Here is a 16,912-nt window from a genome sequence, read left to right on the forward strand (position 1 = left end):
ATGAAACTGAATAAAGCGACGCAAGACATTTAATTGGTTGACTATAGCTTTTACCTAACTGCTTCGTAAGTGATGTTCCATTGAATATGCTATGGGTCGATGGAAGTTGTAAAAAGCGCTCCCATTTATCAAGTTTTTCTTCTAGGTCGACATCCCCCTGTAGCTGAGAAAGATGAAAATGTAGAAATATGGATAAGCTTATGCGAACGATTTGTTTTGATAGTTCAGCCCATAACTCCTAAATAATACACAAAGCGTAGTATTCCTCTAGCACCAAAGAATATGCTAACGATGTAAAAATCCTCTAAGAAACAATTTCTGGGAGGAAAATATGAGCGGCAAAAAAATTCTTATGCTGTGCGGCGACTTTGGTGAAGATTATGAAACCATGGTGCCTTTTCAAACGCTTTTGGCTGTGGGGCATCACGTTGACGCTGTTTGCCCAGACAAAAAAGCCGGAGATACCATAGCAACGTCTATCCATGACTTTGAAGGCGATCAGACTTACACCGAAAAGCGTGGCCATAACTTCGCATTAAACGCAACATTTTCTGACATTAACGTTGCCGATTACGATGCGTTGGTAATCCCCGGTGGGCGCGCACCAGAATACTTGCGTTTAAATGACACACTAATTGCCATGGTAAAACACTTCTTCGACGACAATAAGCCTGTTGCAGCGGTCTGCCACGGCGCGCAAATTCTTGCCGCAGCCGATGTTCTATCGGGGCGAACATGTTCTGCATATCCTGCATGTGCACCTGAGGTAAAGCTAGCGGGTGGCACTTTTGTAGATATCCCTGTCACAGAAGCACACACAGATGGAAACCTCGTTTCGGCTCCTGCGTGGCCAGCACACCCTGCGTGGATGGCACAATTCTTAGCTGTTTTGGGCACGACAATTACCCACAATTGACACCACTGCTTCAATATGTGGCGCTAGTGTGCAATATGCATATAAACTGGCGCCACATAAACTCAATTTCGATATGGGAGGAGCAGTGATGTGCAAGTTATTTATTGGGGCCGACTCCGATTTATGGCAGCCAAACACACGATCTATTCGCATTGATGGATTTGTGACTTCGGTTCGCTTAGAGAGTTTTTTTTGGGGCACTTTGGCAGACATTGCGCGACGGGATGGCTTGTCCCTCGGACGCTTAATTTCACGCCTTTACAATGAGTCTATTGAAGAAGGACATGACATCGAGAACTTTACGTCTTTCTTAAGGGTGTGTTGTAGCCGATATTTGTCTTTGCAACTCGCTGGCGAAATACCTCGGGACATTAACACGCCGATTGGCTCACTAGATGCCGACGGCATACTTTCCCGAGAGCGAAAAAGACACGCGAAACCTGTGCACTCATCCGCGTTGTAAAATTCATGTACTCTTTTTATGGCTCGCTTTATGGATCTCATCGCGCAGTAAAGTTACGCGAAATTACAAAAGCACTTACCCAACCAAACACATAATCATGAAATGAACAGTAACAGTTTCAGCTTCGTTTGGCTGTTACCATTTTTGATGCATAACTGAGCGCAGACAGCATATTTGTGTGATTAACGATGTTTTTTCCTGCTATGTCAAAAGCCGTGCCATGGTCAACAGAACAGCGGTCAATCGGCAGGCCGAGCGAGACATTCACAGCAGTATCAAAAGCGACGAGTTTGATCGGGATGTGACCCTGATCGTGATATTGTGCAACAACCAAATCAAACGCACCCTGATATGCACGGTAATACAAAGTATCGGCAGAAATAGGCCCAACAACATTGATGCCTTCGGCTTGTGCAGCCTCTACTGCAGGATGCAACCTTTCATCATCATCCGAACCAAACAGACCATTCTCACCACAATGCGGATTGATGCCAGCCACAGCGATGCGCGGGTTTTCAATTCCCATACGTATTAAGTGTTTATGGCCCGTGCGGATTGTTTCCAAAACACGCTCAATTGTCGCGCGTTCAATCGCATCGCGCAACGATACATGGGTGGAAACATGCACCACTGAAAGCTTCTCGGATTCCAAAAGCATCCATGATGATTTTGATTTTGTTAGATGCGCCAGCATGCCTGTATGACCGTCATAGTGGTGACCAGCAGCATTCAGTGCTTCTTTGTTGATTGGCGCAGTCACGATACAACTGCCAGGTAACACGCTGGTTATCTCAACCGCGCGTTCAATGTAGCGGAAACTCGCTTCGCCGCACGCCTTATCAAGAATACCAAACTGGCGTGGAAGATTGGCAATCTCAATATGCTCAACACAAATGCCGTCGCCAGCCTCATCAGGCCCAATAATCGGAAGCGTAACACCACATATAGACGCCGCAAGCTCTATCGTCGGACGATCACCGATGATTATAGAGCGGGCGCGGTTCTCAGCACTAGACTCAGCCAAAGCTTTTACTGCAACTTCAGCGCCCACACCTGATGGATCGCCCATGGTGACTGTAAGGTGCTGTTACATTCACAACATAGCAATTGCTTAAAGGGAATTTCGGCTCATCTTTACCGACATAAAATAAAATCCCAACATTCAGCATCGTTTTCACTCAACCTCTCCTGTTAGCATCACTCAATTACTCCAATCTAAATTGATTTAAATGACGATGTATCGTCAGTTCTAACTAGACCATTCCTTTAAGCAACGCCTGTAATTCTTGGTGACTGAAAACAAGTTGATTTGCACCAAACTGCCTTAGCTTTTCACCATATTCAGTTTCGTTATGGGGAAGATGCTCGCCGCCCAAAAAGCCGATGCATCGCATTTGCGCAGCGTTCGCCGCCTTCACACCAGCCACCGCATCTTCGATCACAATACAATCTTGCGGGCGTACTTTCATTTGCTGCGCAGCATACAGGAATAAATCTGGCGCAGGCTTACCGCGTGCCACCATTTCTGCACTGAAAACATTATCATTAAAGAGGTTTGTAAACCCGAGGCACTCAAGTGCGAAGGCAATACGATGGGGCGCACCGCCTGAAGCAATGCAATAGGGAATATTGGCATCGTTCAGTTGGTCAAGCGTGCTTTTAGCACCTGCAACCGGCTTTAGCTCTTTGGCAAAACGCACGAAAAGCCGCTCATGCCAAACATCTGGGAAATCCTCGCCGCAAGGTTTTCCCGTTTGCTCGCTAACAAAAGCCATGTGATCACGGGTTGACGCACCCAAAAACAACGCACGTGCAGTGTCATAATCAGCAACCGCACCACGCACAGTCATTTCCGCAACGAGTTCTTCAAGTGCAATACGCTCGCTATCGGCAAGCACACCATCAAAATCGAAGATTACAAGTCTGGGTGCTGCCTGTTCAGCAGCACCCGTTTTGTCATTCACCATAAGGAAGCCAGATCGTTTTGATTTGTGTTGCACGGCGCAGAAACTCACGGCCCTGCCCTTGGCTATCATCACGCCAATCGCGTTCAAATCCGCCATCGGTCCACACAGCTTTCAAATTGCCGATAGAAGCCTCTTCCACCATTTTGACGTTCTCGTTGCTGCCACAATACCAAAGGGCGGCGACCTCATCATGCTCGGCAAGTGTTTTGGCAAGCACGTCTCTTTCACCCGTAATCAAATTGATCACACCGGCCGGTACGTCTGATGTCTCCAAGACTTGATACAGGCGCGATGCCAAAAGCGGATGAGCTTGTGAAGCAATCACGACAGCTCTGTTACCCATTGCGACTGACGGCAAAATCAATGACATCATCGAAAGCAGCGGCACTTCATCCGGGCATACGATACCCATGACACCCCAAGCTTCTGGCATTGCGAGTGTGACATGTTTAGACTTCGTTGCGTGCACAGCTCCATCGAATTTATCAGCTTGTGCCGCATACCAGAAACAGCGACGGATTGTCTGTTCGACTTCAGCTGTTGCAGCCTTTGTTGATGATCCATTGCTGGCTGATAAAAGTGCTGCAAATTCATCGCGGCGCTGGGACATGTTTTCGGCCAGATAATATAAAATCTGCGCGCGATTATGCGCTGTCACACCCGACCAGCCGCCAGCCTTAGCCGCAGCTTCCACAGCATTACGCACATCCTTACGATTGCCCAAAGCCGCCTGTCCGATGACACCGGATTTGCCCATAACATTGTAGCTTTGACCACCATCAGCGCGTGCCTGCTTGCCGCCGATATACATTTTTGCGGTTATATCGATCTCTGGTAGCTCGCCTTTGCCTAAGTTCGGCGAAACAGAAGCTTCCAATGGTGTCGCAGAGCGCGGTTTCCCTTTTTTGCCAGAAGTGGCAACCAGATATTCATGCAGCCCTTCGCGTGCGCCTTCACGCCCGAAGCCGCTTTCGCGGTATCCGCCAAAAGCAGCACCAGCATCAAACAGATTTGTTGCATTAATCCATACGATACCAGCCTTGACCTTTGCGCCTGCTTCAATCGCGCGGTCAATATTCTGGCTCCAGATAGAAGCTGACAATCCATAACGACTATGGTTGGCGATTTCTAACGCTTCTGACGGTGTGCGAAACGTCATCGTGCAGGCAATAGGACCGAATATTTCAGTTTCATTGACCGTATGTGCAGGCTCTGTTCCGGTGAAAAATGCCGGTGCGCAAAAGCTACCTTTTTTCGGAAGCTCTGCTGCCCATTGGTGGAGGACCGCACCTTCCTCTTCACCCTTTTTGACCAGCGCATTAATTCGCTTCAACTGGGTGTGGGATACAACCGCACCAACATCCATTGTCTTATCGAGCGGATCACCAATGCGGAGTTTTTGCAAACGCGCATCAAGCTTTCCAAAGAATTGTTCTGCAACACCTTCCTGCACGATAAGCCGTGTTCCGGCGCAGCACACTTCTCCTTGGTTGAACCATACGGCATCAACAACGCCTTCAATGGCAGCATCCAGATCAGCATCTTCAAAAACGATAAAGGGTGATTTGCCGCCGAGCTCTAGCGAAAGCTTTTTGCCAGAACCTGCAATCTGTTTGCGGATCATACGGCCAACCGCCGTTGAGCCTGTAAAGGCAACCTTATCAACATCGTCATGACCCGTGATGAGCGATCCGGTTTCCCCATCGCCATGCACCAGATTGACAACACCTGCAGGCAAACCAACATCGACGCAGATTTCGGCGAAAGCCTGCGCGGTCAAAGGTGTAAGGTCAGCTGGTTTCAGAACAACTGTATTACCCGCAGCAAGGGCTGGAGCAATTTTCCACGCAAGCATTAAGAGTGGGAAGTTCCAAGGAATAACCTGCCCGCAAACACCAACCGGCTGAAAGCCTGGATATTCGCTTTCAAGCAGCTCGGCCCAACCTGCATGGTGATAGAAGTGACGGGCAACAAGCGGAATATCAATATCGCGGGTTTCACGAATTGTCTTACCATTATCCATCGTTTCAAGAACAGATAAAAACCGCTCCCGCTTTTGAACATGGCGGGCAATGGCATAAAGATATTTGGCACGCTCATAACCTGGCAATGCAGACCATTTTGAAAATGCTGCGCGTGCTGCTTTGACCGCAGCATCAACATCGTCTTGCGTTCCTTTTGCCAATGTCGCGATCACGCTGTCATCAGCAGGGTTGATCACGTCGGTCATTGGCCCTGTTGGCGCCACGAATTTACCGTTGATAAAATGGCTTATGCCGCCTGAATGACTATCCAACCAGCGTTTCACATCAGTGTTGCTTTCGGGAGCAGGACCATATTCCATTGTTTCCATAATTTCCTTGATAGAAGGCATGTTTCGTCCTCAAGCCATAGCGTGGCGGTTGGAGGCCGAGTAACGGCCGGTAATGTGATGTTCTAACTGGCGTTCAATATCGCCAAGCAGTGAGCTGGCACCAATGCGGAACAGATCGTTATGAAGCCAGCGCGAGCCAAGCTCCTCTTTAATCAGAACTTGCCAAGCAATTGCGTTCTTGGCTGTTGAAATGCCGCCTGCCGGTTTAAACCCAACGATCTGGCCAGACAGATCCTTAAAATCGCGCAGTGCTCGCAGCATTGTAAGCGATACGGGCAATGTCGCATTAACGCTTTCCTTGCCTGTCGAGGTTTTGATAAAATCAGAACCAGCCTGCATTGCAATCATCGATGCCTTGTAAACATTGGTCAATGTTTGAAGATCACCAGTGGCAAGAATAGCTTTTAAATGTGCCTCGCCGCATGCTTCACGCATGGCGCAAATTTCATCATAAAGCGCCTGCCAATTACCCGTCAAAACATGTTCGCGGGTGATAACGATATCAATCTCGCGCGCGCCCTGCTCTACAGCATAGCGAATTTCAGCAAGTCGGGTGGGCAATGGTGTCAGACCAGCGGGGAAGCCTGTCGCAACCGAAGCAACAGGAATATTGCTGCCTTCCAACGCCTTTACCGCATGGCTTACCATCGTGGGATACACACACACAGCACCGGTGGTAATACCCTCAACGCCCAAGGCTTCGAGAATATCGCCGCGAACAGGACGCCGTGCTTTTGCACAAAGTCGGCGCACGCGGCCTGGCGTATCATCACCAGCCAGTGTCGTTAAATCCATGCATGTGATCGCTTTGAGAAGCCATGCAGCTTGCCATTCTTTTTTAACCGACCTGCGGCCAGACAGTGATGAGGCACGGCGTTCAGCAGCGCTAAAATTGACAATTTTTCCGTCAATCCATTCAGGCGTAAATGCTGTACCCGTCATTCGGGGAAAGTCATGTGTCATCGAAAATAGTATCCTTTACCTGTCACCCGCGTCCGCGGCGAATGTCGATGAAGCGATTAAGAAGAATCGCCGCGATAATAATAATGCCCGTAACGGTCATTTGATAGAATGAACCAAGGCCCAGCAAATTGAAAATGTTGCGTAGTACTTGAAGCAACATGACGGCAAAAGCTGTGCCTAGAATGCTGCCGCGTCCGCCAAAAAGAGAGGTTCCTCCCAACACAACGGCGGCAATAGCATCTAACTCTAGCCCTTGCGCTGCTGTTGGCTGTCCTATCCGCAAACGAGAAGTCAACAAAAGACCGCCCAGCGCGCTCATAATGCCAGAGACCGCAAAAACAGAAACAATAATGCGGCGTGTTGGAATGCCCGACAACCGGGCTGCTTCTGGGTTACCGCCCGTTGCATATATGTTTTCACCAAAAACAGTTTTGCTTAACAACAGGCCTGCCAACACACACAATACAGTGAATATAAGCCCCATGGAACTCAATTGAAAACCTGGGAAAATAGGCACCATTGTTGAAGAGAAAGCAGCAAATGCGCTCGGCAAGCCTGAAACTGGCACGCCTTCGGTCGACAAATATGTAAGCCCGCGAAACGATACCAATCCGGCCAATGTCACGATGAAACTGGGCACCTGTGCATAAGCGCTAATCGCACCCATAAATGCACCGCAAGCAGCACCGGCACAAATTGTTATTCCGATGGCAAGAACGATTGGCATGCCGCTGGCCAACATTATGGCGGCGATCATTCCACAAAGCGCCACGACACTGCCCACTGACAAGTCAATATTGCCGGTAAGAATGACGAAAGTCATACCTATGGCAACAACGCCGACAACAGCTGCCTGTTGGAAAAGATTGGAGATATTTGTTGGTGTCAAAAAATTCTCTGACAGAAGCGAAGCAATAGTCACCACGAACAGAAATATAACAATGAAATTATATTCGATTGCAAGATTAACAAGGCGGCGCATAGCAGATGGTTTTTGCTCTAATTGGTTCATGATGTCAGCCATCAGTATTCACTCCTGAATGCTCGCCAAGAATCTGGCATTTTAGAATTGTGTCCTGATCTGTTTCAGACGGGTTGTAACGGGCGATATTTCGCCCCTCATGAAACACCCATATTGAATCGCAGGCGGCATAAAGTTCTTCTAGTTCAGAGGATGCAACGATTACGGCTGCACCATCGCGTGCCAGTCCATCAACCAGCTTGTAAAGATCGGCTTTTGCGCTGATGTCGAGGCCGCGTGACGGCTCATCCAGCAGGAGTAGTTGCGACCCTTTTATGATCCATTTTGCGAGAACCACTTTTTGTTGGTTTCCGCCGGATAGTTGAACAACATTTTGTTCTGGACGACCATATTTCGTAGCCAATTGATCCAGCACCGGAATGGTTCGTTTTTTCTGGTAGCTATGACGCCCCCAAAACTGTCCCTGCATCGACGGCAAGGTGGCATTTTTGTAAATCGGTGACTGGAGGATGAGCCCTTCGGTCTTGCGATCTTCTGGCACCAAGCCAAAACCGTTGCGAATTGCTGCACGCGGATTTTTGGGTGCATATGGCACGCCATCAAGCGTCATATCCGCTTCATGGCTGCGCGCACCAAACAGTGACATTAGAAAAGACGTTCTGCCTGATCCATTTAATCCGGTTAGGCCTATTATTTCACCACGGCGCAATAGGAAATCGCGAATATCGAGGCCCTGTGCACCTTGTAATCGTTTGACATCCAGAACGACATCGCCAGTAACTGGTTGACGTTCTTTGCGCTCAATCAGCTGGCGGTCTTTGCCCATGATCGCTTCAATCAAAGCGCTGTCTGGTGTGCCTTCAACATCAAAAGTTTCAATCGTTCGGCCGCCGCGCAAGACGGTTACACGATCGCCAATTTCTCGCAGTTCACCTAATCGATGACTGACATAGACAATCGCTACGCCTTGAGCGGTGAGCTCGCGGATAACCTGAAAAACGGCTTCCAATTCGTTCTCATTTAAAGCGGCAGAAGGTTCATCCATTATGATGACCTTAGCTTCGCGCGTGAGTGAACGAGCAATGGCCGTGAGCTGTTGATTAGCAATCGACAGGCTTTCTACTTTAGCATCCGGTCCAAATCTGGCGCCAACGCGTTTCAGCGCTTTTTCAGCTTCGATCCGGCGCGTTTTTGTGTCCAAAATACCGCGATTATTCGGGGGATGTCCTAGAAATAGATTTTGAGCGACAGTCAGTTGAGGAACCAAATCTAGTTCCTGATAAATCATTGAAATGCCAACCGCAGTTGCTTCTGCAGGGCTGCGAAACTTAACCGCTTTACCATCAACACGTATTTCACCAGAAGTCGGCATCATTGCGCCAGCGACAAGTTTCAAGAACGTCGATTTACCAGCACCATTGGCACCCAATAAGCAATGTACCTCACCCTTGCGCACATCAAGACCTGCATCTGCAAGCGCTATAATATTGGGAGGAAAGTGCTTTGAAATATTTGAGATAGAAAGGATGTTGGGCTCTTGCTCAAGACGATCTTTCACTTGCGACGCTAAGGTCATGGAGCCTCCATTAAAATTTCAGCGGTGGCTTCATCGGTCACCAAAACAGAGACATAGCCAGCTCTTAACGCAGCCAGAGCAATGCCGTGTTTTTCAGCGCCCGAAACAACGCCTATTGCGCGCTCTTTTTTGCGTAATTGGTCCAGCCTTAAGCCAACCGTGCGATCATCAAGTTCGGTGTCAACAATCTCACCATTTTCATCGACGAACCGGCCCAATATATCGCCAACAGCGCCAGCTTCTTTGAGCCTTTTCGTATCATCAGGTTCAAGATATCCCGAGCTCAGCAGCACTGAATCTTCAGACAAGCCGCCCATACCAAAGCAAATAACAGATGCTTTTTTGGCAAGTTCGAGCACACGCTCGACGATGGGATCTTTCTCAAGCGCAACACGTGTTGAGCGGCGGCCAACAATGGCTGGAACAGGAAGCAGCGTTGCTGTGCCGCCAGCGGATTGAGCAAACTCTTCGGCTACAGCTGACGTGCGCGCAGAAGTTTGCTGCAATGCGGTTGCACCATTTACAAGAACGATATTCGTCCCCGGGTTCCAACCAGAAGGGAGCGCGCGCGCAACAGCAGACATTGTTCGCCCCCAGCTCACGCCAATTAATGGAGATTTGGGGCTAAGATTTACAATGTAGTTGGCCGCAGCTGAAGCAACAGCATCTGTCATCAAAGACAAATCTGTAATGTTTCCCATTGGCACAACAATAGCATCAGAAAGCCCGAAACGCTTTTGAAGTGTAACTTCCAAGCTGGTCTTTCTGTTAGAGCGCGGGATGATTTCAATTTTCACCACGCCCTCAGCTTTCGCCTCGGAAAGTAGCTTACTTATCTGCCAGCGCGTTAAGCCCAGTTCTTTGGCAATCTCGGCTTGGGTCTTTTCCAAATCATAATATAATTTAGCAACTTGAACCATTAAGTGTTCGCGGTTTTGATCCATCGGAAGGCGCGAATTATATGGATTACGAGGTCTCATACTGCATTTCCTGACTGCACTTTTGCCAAATGATGCATCACTGGTGTCAGAGCTTCAGTCGCTTCGCAATAGAGAGGAAGGGTCTTATTGTACCAATTGGTGCGCTCAGCATTCGGCAAAATTTGCCGTGTCGGTGACGCACAATGCTTTGCAGCCTCTTTCAAATTATCAAATACACCCAGCGCAGTAGCTGCACATACACAAGCGCCAACAAGCGATAGATTATCTTGTTCAGCAACATCAACGGGGCGGCCTATAGCATCGACTGTGGCCTGCATCCAAGCTGCGTTCTTTACAATACCGCCCGCCATAACGACGCGGTCAATTTCTACTCCGCACTCTGCAAGCACGCGTAATACATTGGCAGAACCAAGTGCAATTGAGTCAACACATGCAGCATAAAGATCGCTGCGCCCATGGCCAAGTGTTAGTCCTGTCATTGTACCACGCAGCGCACCATCGCGAATGGGTGTTCTGTTTCCCATCCAATAATCGAGCGCGAGCAGACCTTCAGCGCGAGATGGTGTCTCAACAACTTCCTGTATGAGCTCGGCATGTCCCTTTTCATCAAGCCCAAAAATCGTATGGGCCAACCAGTTTAGTATTGATCCAGCAGACACCTGCCCGCATTCGACAAGCCAATCGCCATCACTAAGAGCATTGGGATATGGGCCCCAAAAACCCGACACATCGGTTTCTTGCGCAAGTTGAGTGAGCTGAACGACGGAAGTTCCACCGATGAACAACATGCCACCTGGAGAGACTACATCAGCGCCCAGCATGCCAATATGCGCATCGATACCGCCTTGTGCGACCAATGGACGATTTTCCAAACCTAGGTCGGCCGCCATTTCCGCAGACATTTCACCAATGGCACCGCCCACAGCGATAACCTCTTGCGGCAATCGTTCTGTGAGGTCCGATATGCCAAATTCTGCATATATTTCCGGTACAAAATTATGAGCATCACTGTCGTAATTCCACTTACATGCAGCGTTCATACGCGATGCAACCCATTTGCCAGTCAGGTCAAAATTCACATAGTCAAGCGCTTCGCAAATGACGTCTGCATCTTGCCAAATTTCTGGCTGATTTCTCTTGAGCCACATAGCTTTGGGAACGAGCCATTCTACGGCATCAGAACCACCACAGAAACGCATGACAGGATTTTTGACATTTGCCGTCTCACGGCTTTCGCTTTCAGCACGACAATCCATCCACAAAAGAGCAGGACGGATAGGCGTGCCATCACGTTTGCATACCGCAACCGTGGATGCTGTCGTGGCGGCACAAACCGCATCAATGCGCTTAACGCCTGCCGCTTTAATGGCAGCTCTGCCAGCCTGGCGTAGGGCAGAACTCCATTGAAGTGGATCCTGCTCAGCCCAGCCCGCGCGTGGATAAACCGTATCATATTTGGCTTCTTCCATTGCGATCATTGATCTTGTTTCAAGATCAAATACGCCCGCCCGAACGCCGCCGGTTCCAAAATCAAAACTCAGTAAATGCACTAAGACGCTCCTCCCTAGACCTTAATTGTCACATTAAGGACGAAACATGATTTTGGAGAAGAACAAACTTCTATCGTTTTGCAAAGTTGCAAACAATTCCGGCAGTTCTTCAAGCGTTAGCTCATGCGTGATCATAAAGTCCCAGCGCAATTTACCTGTCGCAAGTGCATCAAGCGTCACTGTCCATTGTGGGCCAGGGTAAGGCGCACCAAACGAGTTCCACGAACCGTGAAGAGAAACTTCTTGGCGCAAGAAATGCTGGAACGTCTTGTTATCAAGCGATACATCAGCGACGGGAATGCCGATAAAGACGACATGACCGCCCGGCGCAGCAAGACTTACAGCGCTATTAATAGAGGTTGGATGGCCAGCTGCCTCAACCGTGATATCAGATAATAGTTCTTTTGGAATTTCCTGTCCGGCTAGAAAACAATGCGCAGCTCCAGCTTCACGTGCTTGTTCAAGTTTCTTTTCAGAAACATCAACAGCCACAACTTCACGTGCGCCCATTGAGAGCATCCATTGGATCGCGAACAAACCGATTGGCCCACAGCCAATAACCGCGCCTCTTGAACCAGCCTGCACGCCGCCTGCTTTCCAGATAGAATGCAAAGCAATTGAAGCAGGGTCAACCATGGCCGCAGCGCGTGGGTCTGTACCTTCAGGAACTTTCATCAAGTTTGAAGTTGGTACGGCAACCCATTCTGCGTAAGCACCATCTCGGCGCGAACCGAAATAATCATAATCGCGGCATCGAGAGAAATTGCCTGTCGCGCATTGATCGCATTTACCGCAAGGAAGCATCGGCGGAACGGTACATAATTCGCCTATCGCAAAGCCTTCAACACCGTCTCCGAGCTCTTCGATACGGCCACAAAACTCATGGCCGCAAATGATCGGCATCTTATGTGCGCCTTTAATCAACATACGAGGAATATCTGACCCACATACACCGACCGCATCAACGCGAAGCAAAACTTCACCAGCACCTGGAACCGGTTTGGCAACGTCCTCAAGACGGATATCGCCGGGCTTATACATAACAGCTGCGCGCATAGGTGAACCTTGTCGTTACAATGAGTTAAAATATATTGGAAACTAAAAAAGTGGGCCGGACTTAAAGTCCATCCGGCCCGCAGGGAGGTTATTTAGACAAAACTTCCAGACGATATTCTGCAAACAAACCTTCACGTGGGAAGTCTGCAGCATTATCAGCTGTCACAGCTTTTGAACCCGCATCAACGAACTTGGAGACTTCGTTACCAGCGGCAGCTTCGCGTGCGACCTGAATGGTTACATCGCCCAAATATTTCGGATCGTTAAGTGCTGTAGCAACATAGTTGCCGCCAGCAGCCATCATTTCAAGTGCTTCTGAAAGTCCATCAACACCGGAAATCAGAACATCATCACGACCGCTTTCTGCAAGCACCTGCGCGGCACCCAAAGCCATGTCGTCATTATGTGCGTAGATTACTTTAACATCTGGATGCGCCTGAAGAAGATCCTGCATCGCTGTTACCGCATTTGCGCGGATATATTCAGCATAAGGGCCTTCGACAATTGTATGACTTGAGCCTTCAATTGCAGAATGGAAACCATCACGGCGATCCATCATCACAGCGCCGCCGGCATCACCTTGAATTTCGATGATTTTAGCACCTTCAACACCATCAGCTTTTAGACGTGCAAGAACAGCCTCGCCAACCAATTTGCCCATAGCTTTGTTATCACGGCCAATATGCGCCACGACTTCACCGTCATTTACAGAGCGGTCGACTGTGATCACAGGGATACCAGCAGCAGCTGCTGCTTCAACAGAGGGGATAACGGCATCCGGATTTACCGGATTAATAATGATAGCGCTTACGCCCTGCGTAATCAGATCCTGAATATCATTGTTTTGTTTAGACACATCACCATTGGCATCAAGGAAGATAAGAGTATCTCCGCCAGCTTTAGCAGCAGCTTCTGCGCCATCTTTAAGCTGTACGTAAAATGGGGACTGAAGTGTGACTTGGCTGAAACCAATTTTCAAACCTTCAGCAAGTGCCGGTGAAGCCACCGCAAATCCAAGTGCAAGCGCTGATACACCAGCAGCAAAATGTTTCATAGCAGAACGACGGGTAAACATAATTTCTCCTCCCAAAGTTTAAAAAGCTGGCCTCATTTGCAAACCAGCATTTGTGACATAAAGACACAAATGTAACTTTAAACAACTCTAAAGCTAAAAAATTGTCAAGCGCACTCTGCACCAAGACTACTTAAAACCCTCCAACTAATTGTTTTTAAGTTATTATTTTATTGGGCAAAGTCTTAGGCCATTATTCTAATCGGCTTTATTCAAATGCAATGCCAAGCATACTAACATTAACACGCGCAACAAATGTGACTTCGACTACAGACTGATCTCAACGATGTTTGAAGTTTCGATGTCTCCGAAAGCGCTACAGATGGCTGTGTAATATGTAATCTCTTTTTATTTTCTGAAGCATCCCTGTGTGGTTTTTGTATTGTATTCGATAATAATTAGATCTTCTGCAGACGATATACAGCTCTCAAAATCCGAAGAACATAGCTTTGCTTTGTAGTCCTAATGCGGTGACGCCCAACATGAACCGTAGATTTACAGTCCTTTCAGAACGCATTCACTCCCCCTTCCCTAAGGTGAATAAATCGAATGTTCATCAACTTAGGTGAACGCACCTGACCAGAAAAGGAATGTAACTATGTTTAGAAAAACACCCCTTACGATTGCGACTGCTCTCGCGGTCACCTTAGGTTCACAAGCATCAGCCTTTGCCAGTGATACAGCGACAATGTTCGCGATCACCGGAAAGTCGTTGAGAAAACAGTGCGCGATCATCACTCATTGCGCAAAAATGAAGTCGTAAAAGTATCTCGCAAAGACTGCCGCCTAGGAGATGAAAACTTGCGCCGTATTGGCTACAAGCACATCGTCATGTTCAATTGTACCGGTGCAAAATACAAATACATTGCGCACAAAGACGCTGCCATTTGGCAAGCGAGCATGCACGCTTATTCAGGCACAATGCAGCTTCGTTACATGGGCCCTGTACCCACTCATTAAGTCTATTCAACATTGGAATTCAGGTATTTATGAGGAGTGAAACTATGTCTAAAAATAACATCATCAACGCGATTAGTATTGCGGTAATTGGAATATTCATTGCGACCAGCAGCAATGCTAAGGACTCAGAGCCACCCGAGATAACGTATGACGGTGGGCAAATATTTCAAAACTGCGTGCTCGACGGAGGAACTTCAAAACGTAACGGCTCTTCCACAAGTTGTACGATTAATGGCAAAACGAGCACGTGCGATAATGATAATGCTGATAAAAATGCTCACTGCACAACCCAAATAGGCTCTCGGAAATCATTCCAGCGACATAAACTTGGACATAAATCATCACTAAATTTCGCCCCTGTGAATTAAAGGCAATTAAGGTAATACACCACAAAGATTACCAACCATTTAGCGGCACACCACGAAAACACTTAAACTTGAGGCGGCTTACAAAATGTCGCGAATGAATTGATGATACTTTACTCAACGAGGAGGTATTCAACTTACCGCAAACTGCGCATAACCGAATGCCATATATCACCTCTAATATATTGATTTTTTTGATATATTTATTTTACGCATAAAAAAATAGTTTGTGTGATCTGACTTTTACTGCACATCGCAACCAAAGCATGTATCGTATTGTATCATATGAATTCTCGGTTGTGTGCAAGGTAATCTAATGGTCAATATTGTTAAATGGGTAGAGCGGTTTCCAGGGCTGTCGCGACTTGAGCCTTCCGTAAAAGAACTTATTTTGTCATGCAGCACCATTGTAAATGCTCCAAAAGGAGCAACGATTTTCGGCCCAGGAAAGTCACCAGAAAACATGCTGTTTTTGCTCGACGGAACGGTCAGAGTACAGCAGGTGTCCGACGACGGTCACGAAATAGTGCTTTATCGCATTGAATCGGGACAAAGCTGCGTTCTGACAACAGCCTGCCTACTTGCGTATGAAGACTACTCGGCAGAAGGTATTGCAGAGACTCCTATGCAAGCTGCAGCAATTCCACGTGAAGTCTTTGATGATTTGGTGTCCCAATCCAAGATGTTTCGCGACTTAGTTTTTGCAGCATTCTCCAAACGGATCACCGACTTGTTTCTTATTATCAATGAAGTTGCTTTTCAAAAACTAGATGTGCGGCTTGCTGACAGGTTAATTAAGCTCGCGAACGGCAATAACGAAATTTCAACAACACATCAAAAACTTTCTGTTGAACTTGGAACAGCCCGCGAGGTCATCTCTCGCCAATTACAGGAATTTCATAGACGTGGTTGGATTGAACAAAGGCGCGGAAGTATCAGTCTGCTCAACCGCGCACGGCTGGAGCAGCTAGCAAACCAAAACTACTAAACCAATAGTTTTCACCTTGGTGACAATGTCACAGAAGTTGGTCTCTCAAAGAGCTATCCAGAAGATAACTTTAAATAGGAGACAACAAAATGACCGCAAACCTTGGCACCCTCGACCGCTTATTGCGTGCTCTTGTAGGGATCATACTTCTGGTAGTTCCGATTATCAGCAACTTGGCGATTTTTGACTCAATTGCAGTGACAGTTATAGCGGCCGTTGCTGGTGTTGTAATGTTGACCACTTCTGTAATTCGGTTTTGCCCAATTTATCGTATCTTTGGCATCAGAACTTGTAATCTATGATGCTCGAAACAGCTTTTACCCCTTTTTATTCTCTTGCTGGTGGAGCCTTGATTGGTCTTGCCGCGGTCCTCCTGATGCTCACAACAGGTCGCATCATGGGCGCAACAGGTATATTGGCGGGGATATTACAACCTACAAGCCTGCCTGACTGGTCGTGGCGCGCGGTGGTTTTGCTGGGCATGATCTCGGGTCCAGGCGCTGTGCTGTTGATAACAGGGCAATTGCCTGCTGTGCAGGTGCCGGTTTCAACCATCATGCTTGTTATCGGCGGTTTCATTGTCGGGGTCGGCGTAACTTTTAGTTCAGGATGCACTTCTGGCCATGGCGTATGTGGCATGGCACGTCTATCTCCGCGCTCAATCGTTGCAACGCTCACCTTTATGATAACCACGGCAATCACTGTTTACCTAATCCGTCATGTAATAGGAGTCTGACAC

17 protein-coding genes are annotated in these 16,912 nt (G+C 47.9%); 7 read left to right on the forward strand and 10 right to left on the reverse strand.

From position 1 onward, the window contains the following. Positions 1-331: 331 nt before the first annotated feature. Both C504_RS0111585 and C504_RS18550 read left to right on the forward strand, forming a co-directional pair. Positions 332-916: a DJ-1/PfpI family protein gene (locus tag C504_RS0111585; protein WP_018689509.1), complete on the forward strand. Its 585-nt coding sequence runs from the start codon at positions 332-334 to the stop codon at positions 914-916. An 88-nt stretch (positions 917-1,004) separates the two neighbouring features. Continuing rightward, entirely contained in the window at positions 1,005-1,379 is a 375-nt protein-coding gene (locus C504_RS18550) for a ribbon-helix-helix domain-containing protein (protein WP_083923176.1), read from the forward strand. Between the two features lie 118 nt (positions 1,380-1,497). Here the strand turns inward: C504_RS18550 and pdxA are convergent, their stop codons facing one another. From pdxA to C504_RS0111635, 10 genes are all read right to left on the reverse strand, one after another. Beyond that, positions 1,498-2,448: a 4-hydroxythreonine-4-phosphate dehydrogenase PdxA gene (gene pdxA / locus C504_RS0111590; RefSeq protein ID WP_018689510.1), complete on the reverse strand. Its 951-nt coding sequence runs from the start codon at positions 2,446-2,448 to the stop codon at positions 1,498-1,500. A gap of 184 nt (positions 2,449-2,632) precedes the next feature. After that, the gene (locus C504_RS0111595) at positions 2,633-3,346 is read right to left on the reverse strand and encodes an HAD family hydrolase (RefSeq protein ID WP_018689511.1); all 714 of its coding nucleotides are present in this window, start codon (positions 3,344-3,346) and stop codon (positions 2,633-2,635) included. Then, the gene (locus C504_RS0111600) at positions 3,336-5,720 is read right to left on the reverse strand and encodes an aldehyde dehydrogenase family protein (RefSeq protein WP_018689512.1); all 2,385 of its coding nucleotides are present in this window, start codon (positions 5,718-5,720) and stop codon (positions 3,336-3,338) included. The genes C504_RS0111595 and C504_RS0111600 overlap by 11 nt, the downstream gene beginning before the upstream one ends. Before the next feature lie 9 nt (positions 5,721-5,729). Beyond that, complete coding sequence (deoC, locus tag C504_RS0111605; RefSeq protein WP_026317429.1) at positions 5,730-6,683, reverse strand: deoxyribose-phosphate aldolase; 954 nt, start codon at positions 6,681-6,683, stop codon at positions 5,730-5,732. A gap of 22 nt (positions 6,684-6,705) precedes the next feature. Then, positions 6,706-7,707, reverse strand: coding sequence for an ABC transporter permease (locus C504_RS0111610; protein WP_018689514.1), 1,002 nt, complete (start codon positions 7,705-7,707; stop codon positions 6,706-6,708). Then, complete coding sequence (locus C504_RS0111615) at positions 7,700-9,241, reverse strand: sugar ABC transporter ATP-binding protein (RefSeq protein WP_018689515.1); 1,542 nt, start codon at positions 9,239-9,241, stop codon at positions 7,700-7,702. The genes C504_RS0111610 and C504_RS0111615 overlap by 8 nt, the downstream gene beginning before the upstream one ends. Next, complete coding sequence (locus C504_RS0111620; RefSeq protein WP_018689516.1) at positions 9,238-10,221, reverse strand: sugar-binding transcriptional regulator; 984 nt, start codon at positions 10,219-10,221, stop codon at positions 9,238-9,240. Before C504_RS0111620 ends, C504_RS0111615 begins: the two co-directional genes overlap by 4 nt. Next, the gene (locus tag C504_RS0111625) at positions 10,218-11,732 is read right to left on the reverse strand and encodes an FGGY-family carbohydrate kinase (RefSeq protein WP_018689517.1); all 1,515 of its coding nucleotides are present in this window, start codon (positions 11,730-11,732) and stop codon (positions 10,218-10,220) included. The genes C504_RS0111620 and C504_RS0111625 overlap by 4 nt, the downstream gene beginning before the upstream one ends. A 33-nt stretch (positions 11,733-11,765) precedes the next feature. Continuing rightward, the gene (locus C504_RS0111630) at positions 11,766-12,788 is read right to left on the reverse strand and encodes a galactitol-1-phosphate 5-dehydrogenase (RefSeq protein WP_026317431.1); all 1,023 of its coding nucleotides are present in this window, start codon (positions 12,786-12,788) and stop codon (positions 11,766-11,768) included. Between the two features lie 88 nt (positions 12,789-12,876). After that, positions 12,877-13,863 carry a substrate-binding domain-containing protein gene (locus tag C504_RS0111635; RefSeq protein ID WP_018689519.1) on the reverse strand — a complete coding sequence of 329 codons (987 nt, stop codon included), beginning with the start codon at positions 13,861-13,863 and terminating at the stop codon, positions 12,877-12,879. 720 nt (positions 13,864-14,583) lie between these two features. Between C504_RS0111635 and C504_RS0111640 the strand changes: the two genes are divergently transcribed. The 5 genes from C504_RS0111640 (at position 14,584) to C504_RS0111660 (ending at position 16,909) form a co-directional block, all read left to right on the forward strand. Next, positions 14,584-14,820: a hypothetical protein gene (locus C504_RS0111640; protein ID WP_018689520.1), complete on the forward strand. Its 237-nt coding sequence runs from the start codon at positions 14,584-14,586 to the stop codon at positions 14,818-14,820. Positions 14,821-14,864: 44 nt separating this feature from the next. Next, the gene (locus C504_RS0111645) at positions 14,865-15,188 is read left to right on the forward strand and encodes a hypothetical protein (RefSeq protein ID WP_018689521.1); all 324 of its coding nucleotides are present in this window, start codon (positions 14,865-14,867) and stop codon (positions 15,186-15,188) included. A 313-nt stretch (positions 15,189-15,501) separates the two neighbouring features. Beyond that, positions 15,502-16,173 (forward strand): Crp/Fnr family transcriptional regulator, encoded by a 672-nt coding sequence (locus tag C504_RS0111650; protein WP_018689522.1) that lies wholly within the window; start codon positions 15,502-15,504, stop codon positions 16,171-16,173. Positions 16,174-16,262: 89 nt separating this feature from the next. Next, positions 16,263-16,475, forward strand: a complete 213-nt coding sequence (locus C504_RS0111655; RefSeq protein ID WP_018689523.1) for a YgaP family membrane protein — start codon at positions 16,263-16,265, stop codon at positions 16,473-16,475. Next, positions 16,472-16,909 carry a YeeE/YedE family protein gene (locus tag C504_RS0111660; RefSeq protein WP_018689524.1) on the forward strand — a complete coding sequence of 146 codons (438 nt, stop codon included), beginning with the start codon at positions 16,472-16,474 and terminating at the stop codon, positions 16,907-16,909. The genes C504_RS0111655 and C504_RS0111660 overlap by 4 nt, the downstream gene beginning before the upstream one ends. The last annotated feature ends 3 nt before the right edge of the window (positions 16,910-16,912 follow it).

This window comes from Ahrensia kielensis DSM 5890 (assembly GCF_000374465.1).
Taxonomy (GTDB): Bacteria; Pseudomonadota; Alphaproteobacteria; order Rhizobiales; family Rhizobiaceae; genus Ahrensia; species Ahrensia kielensis.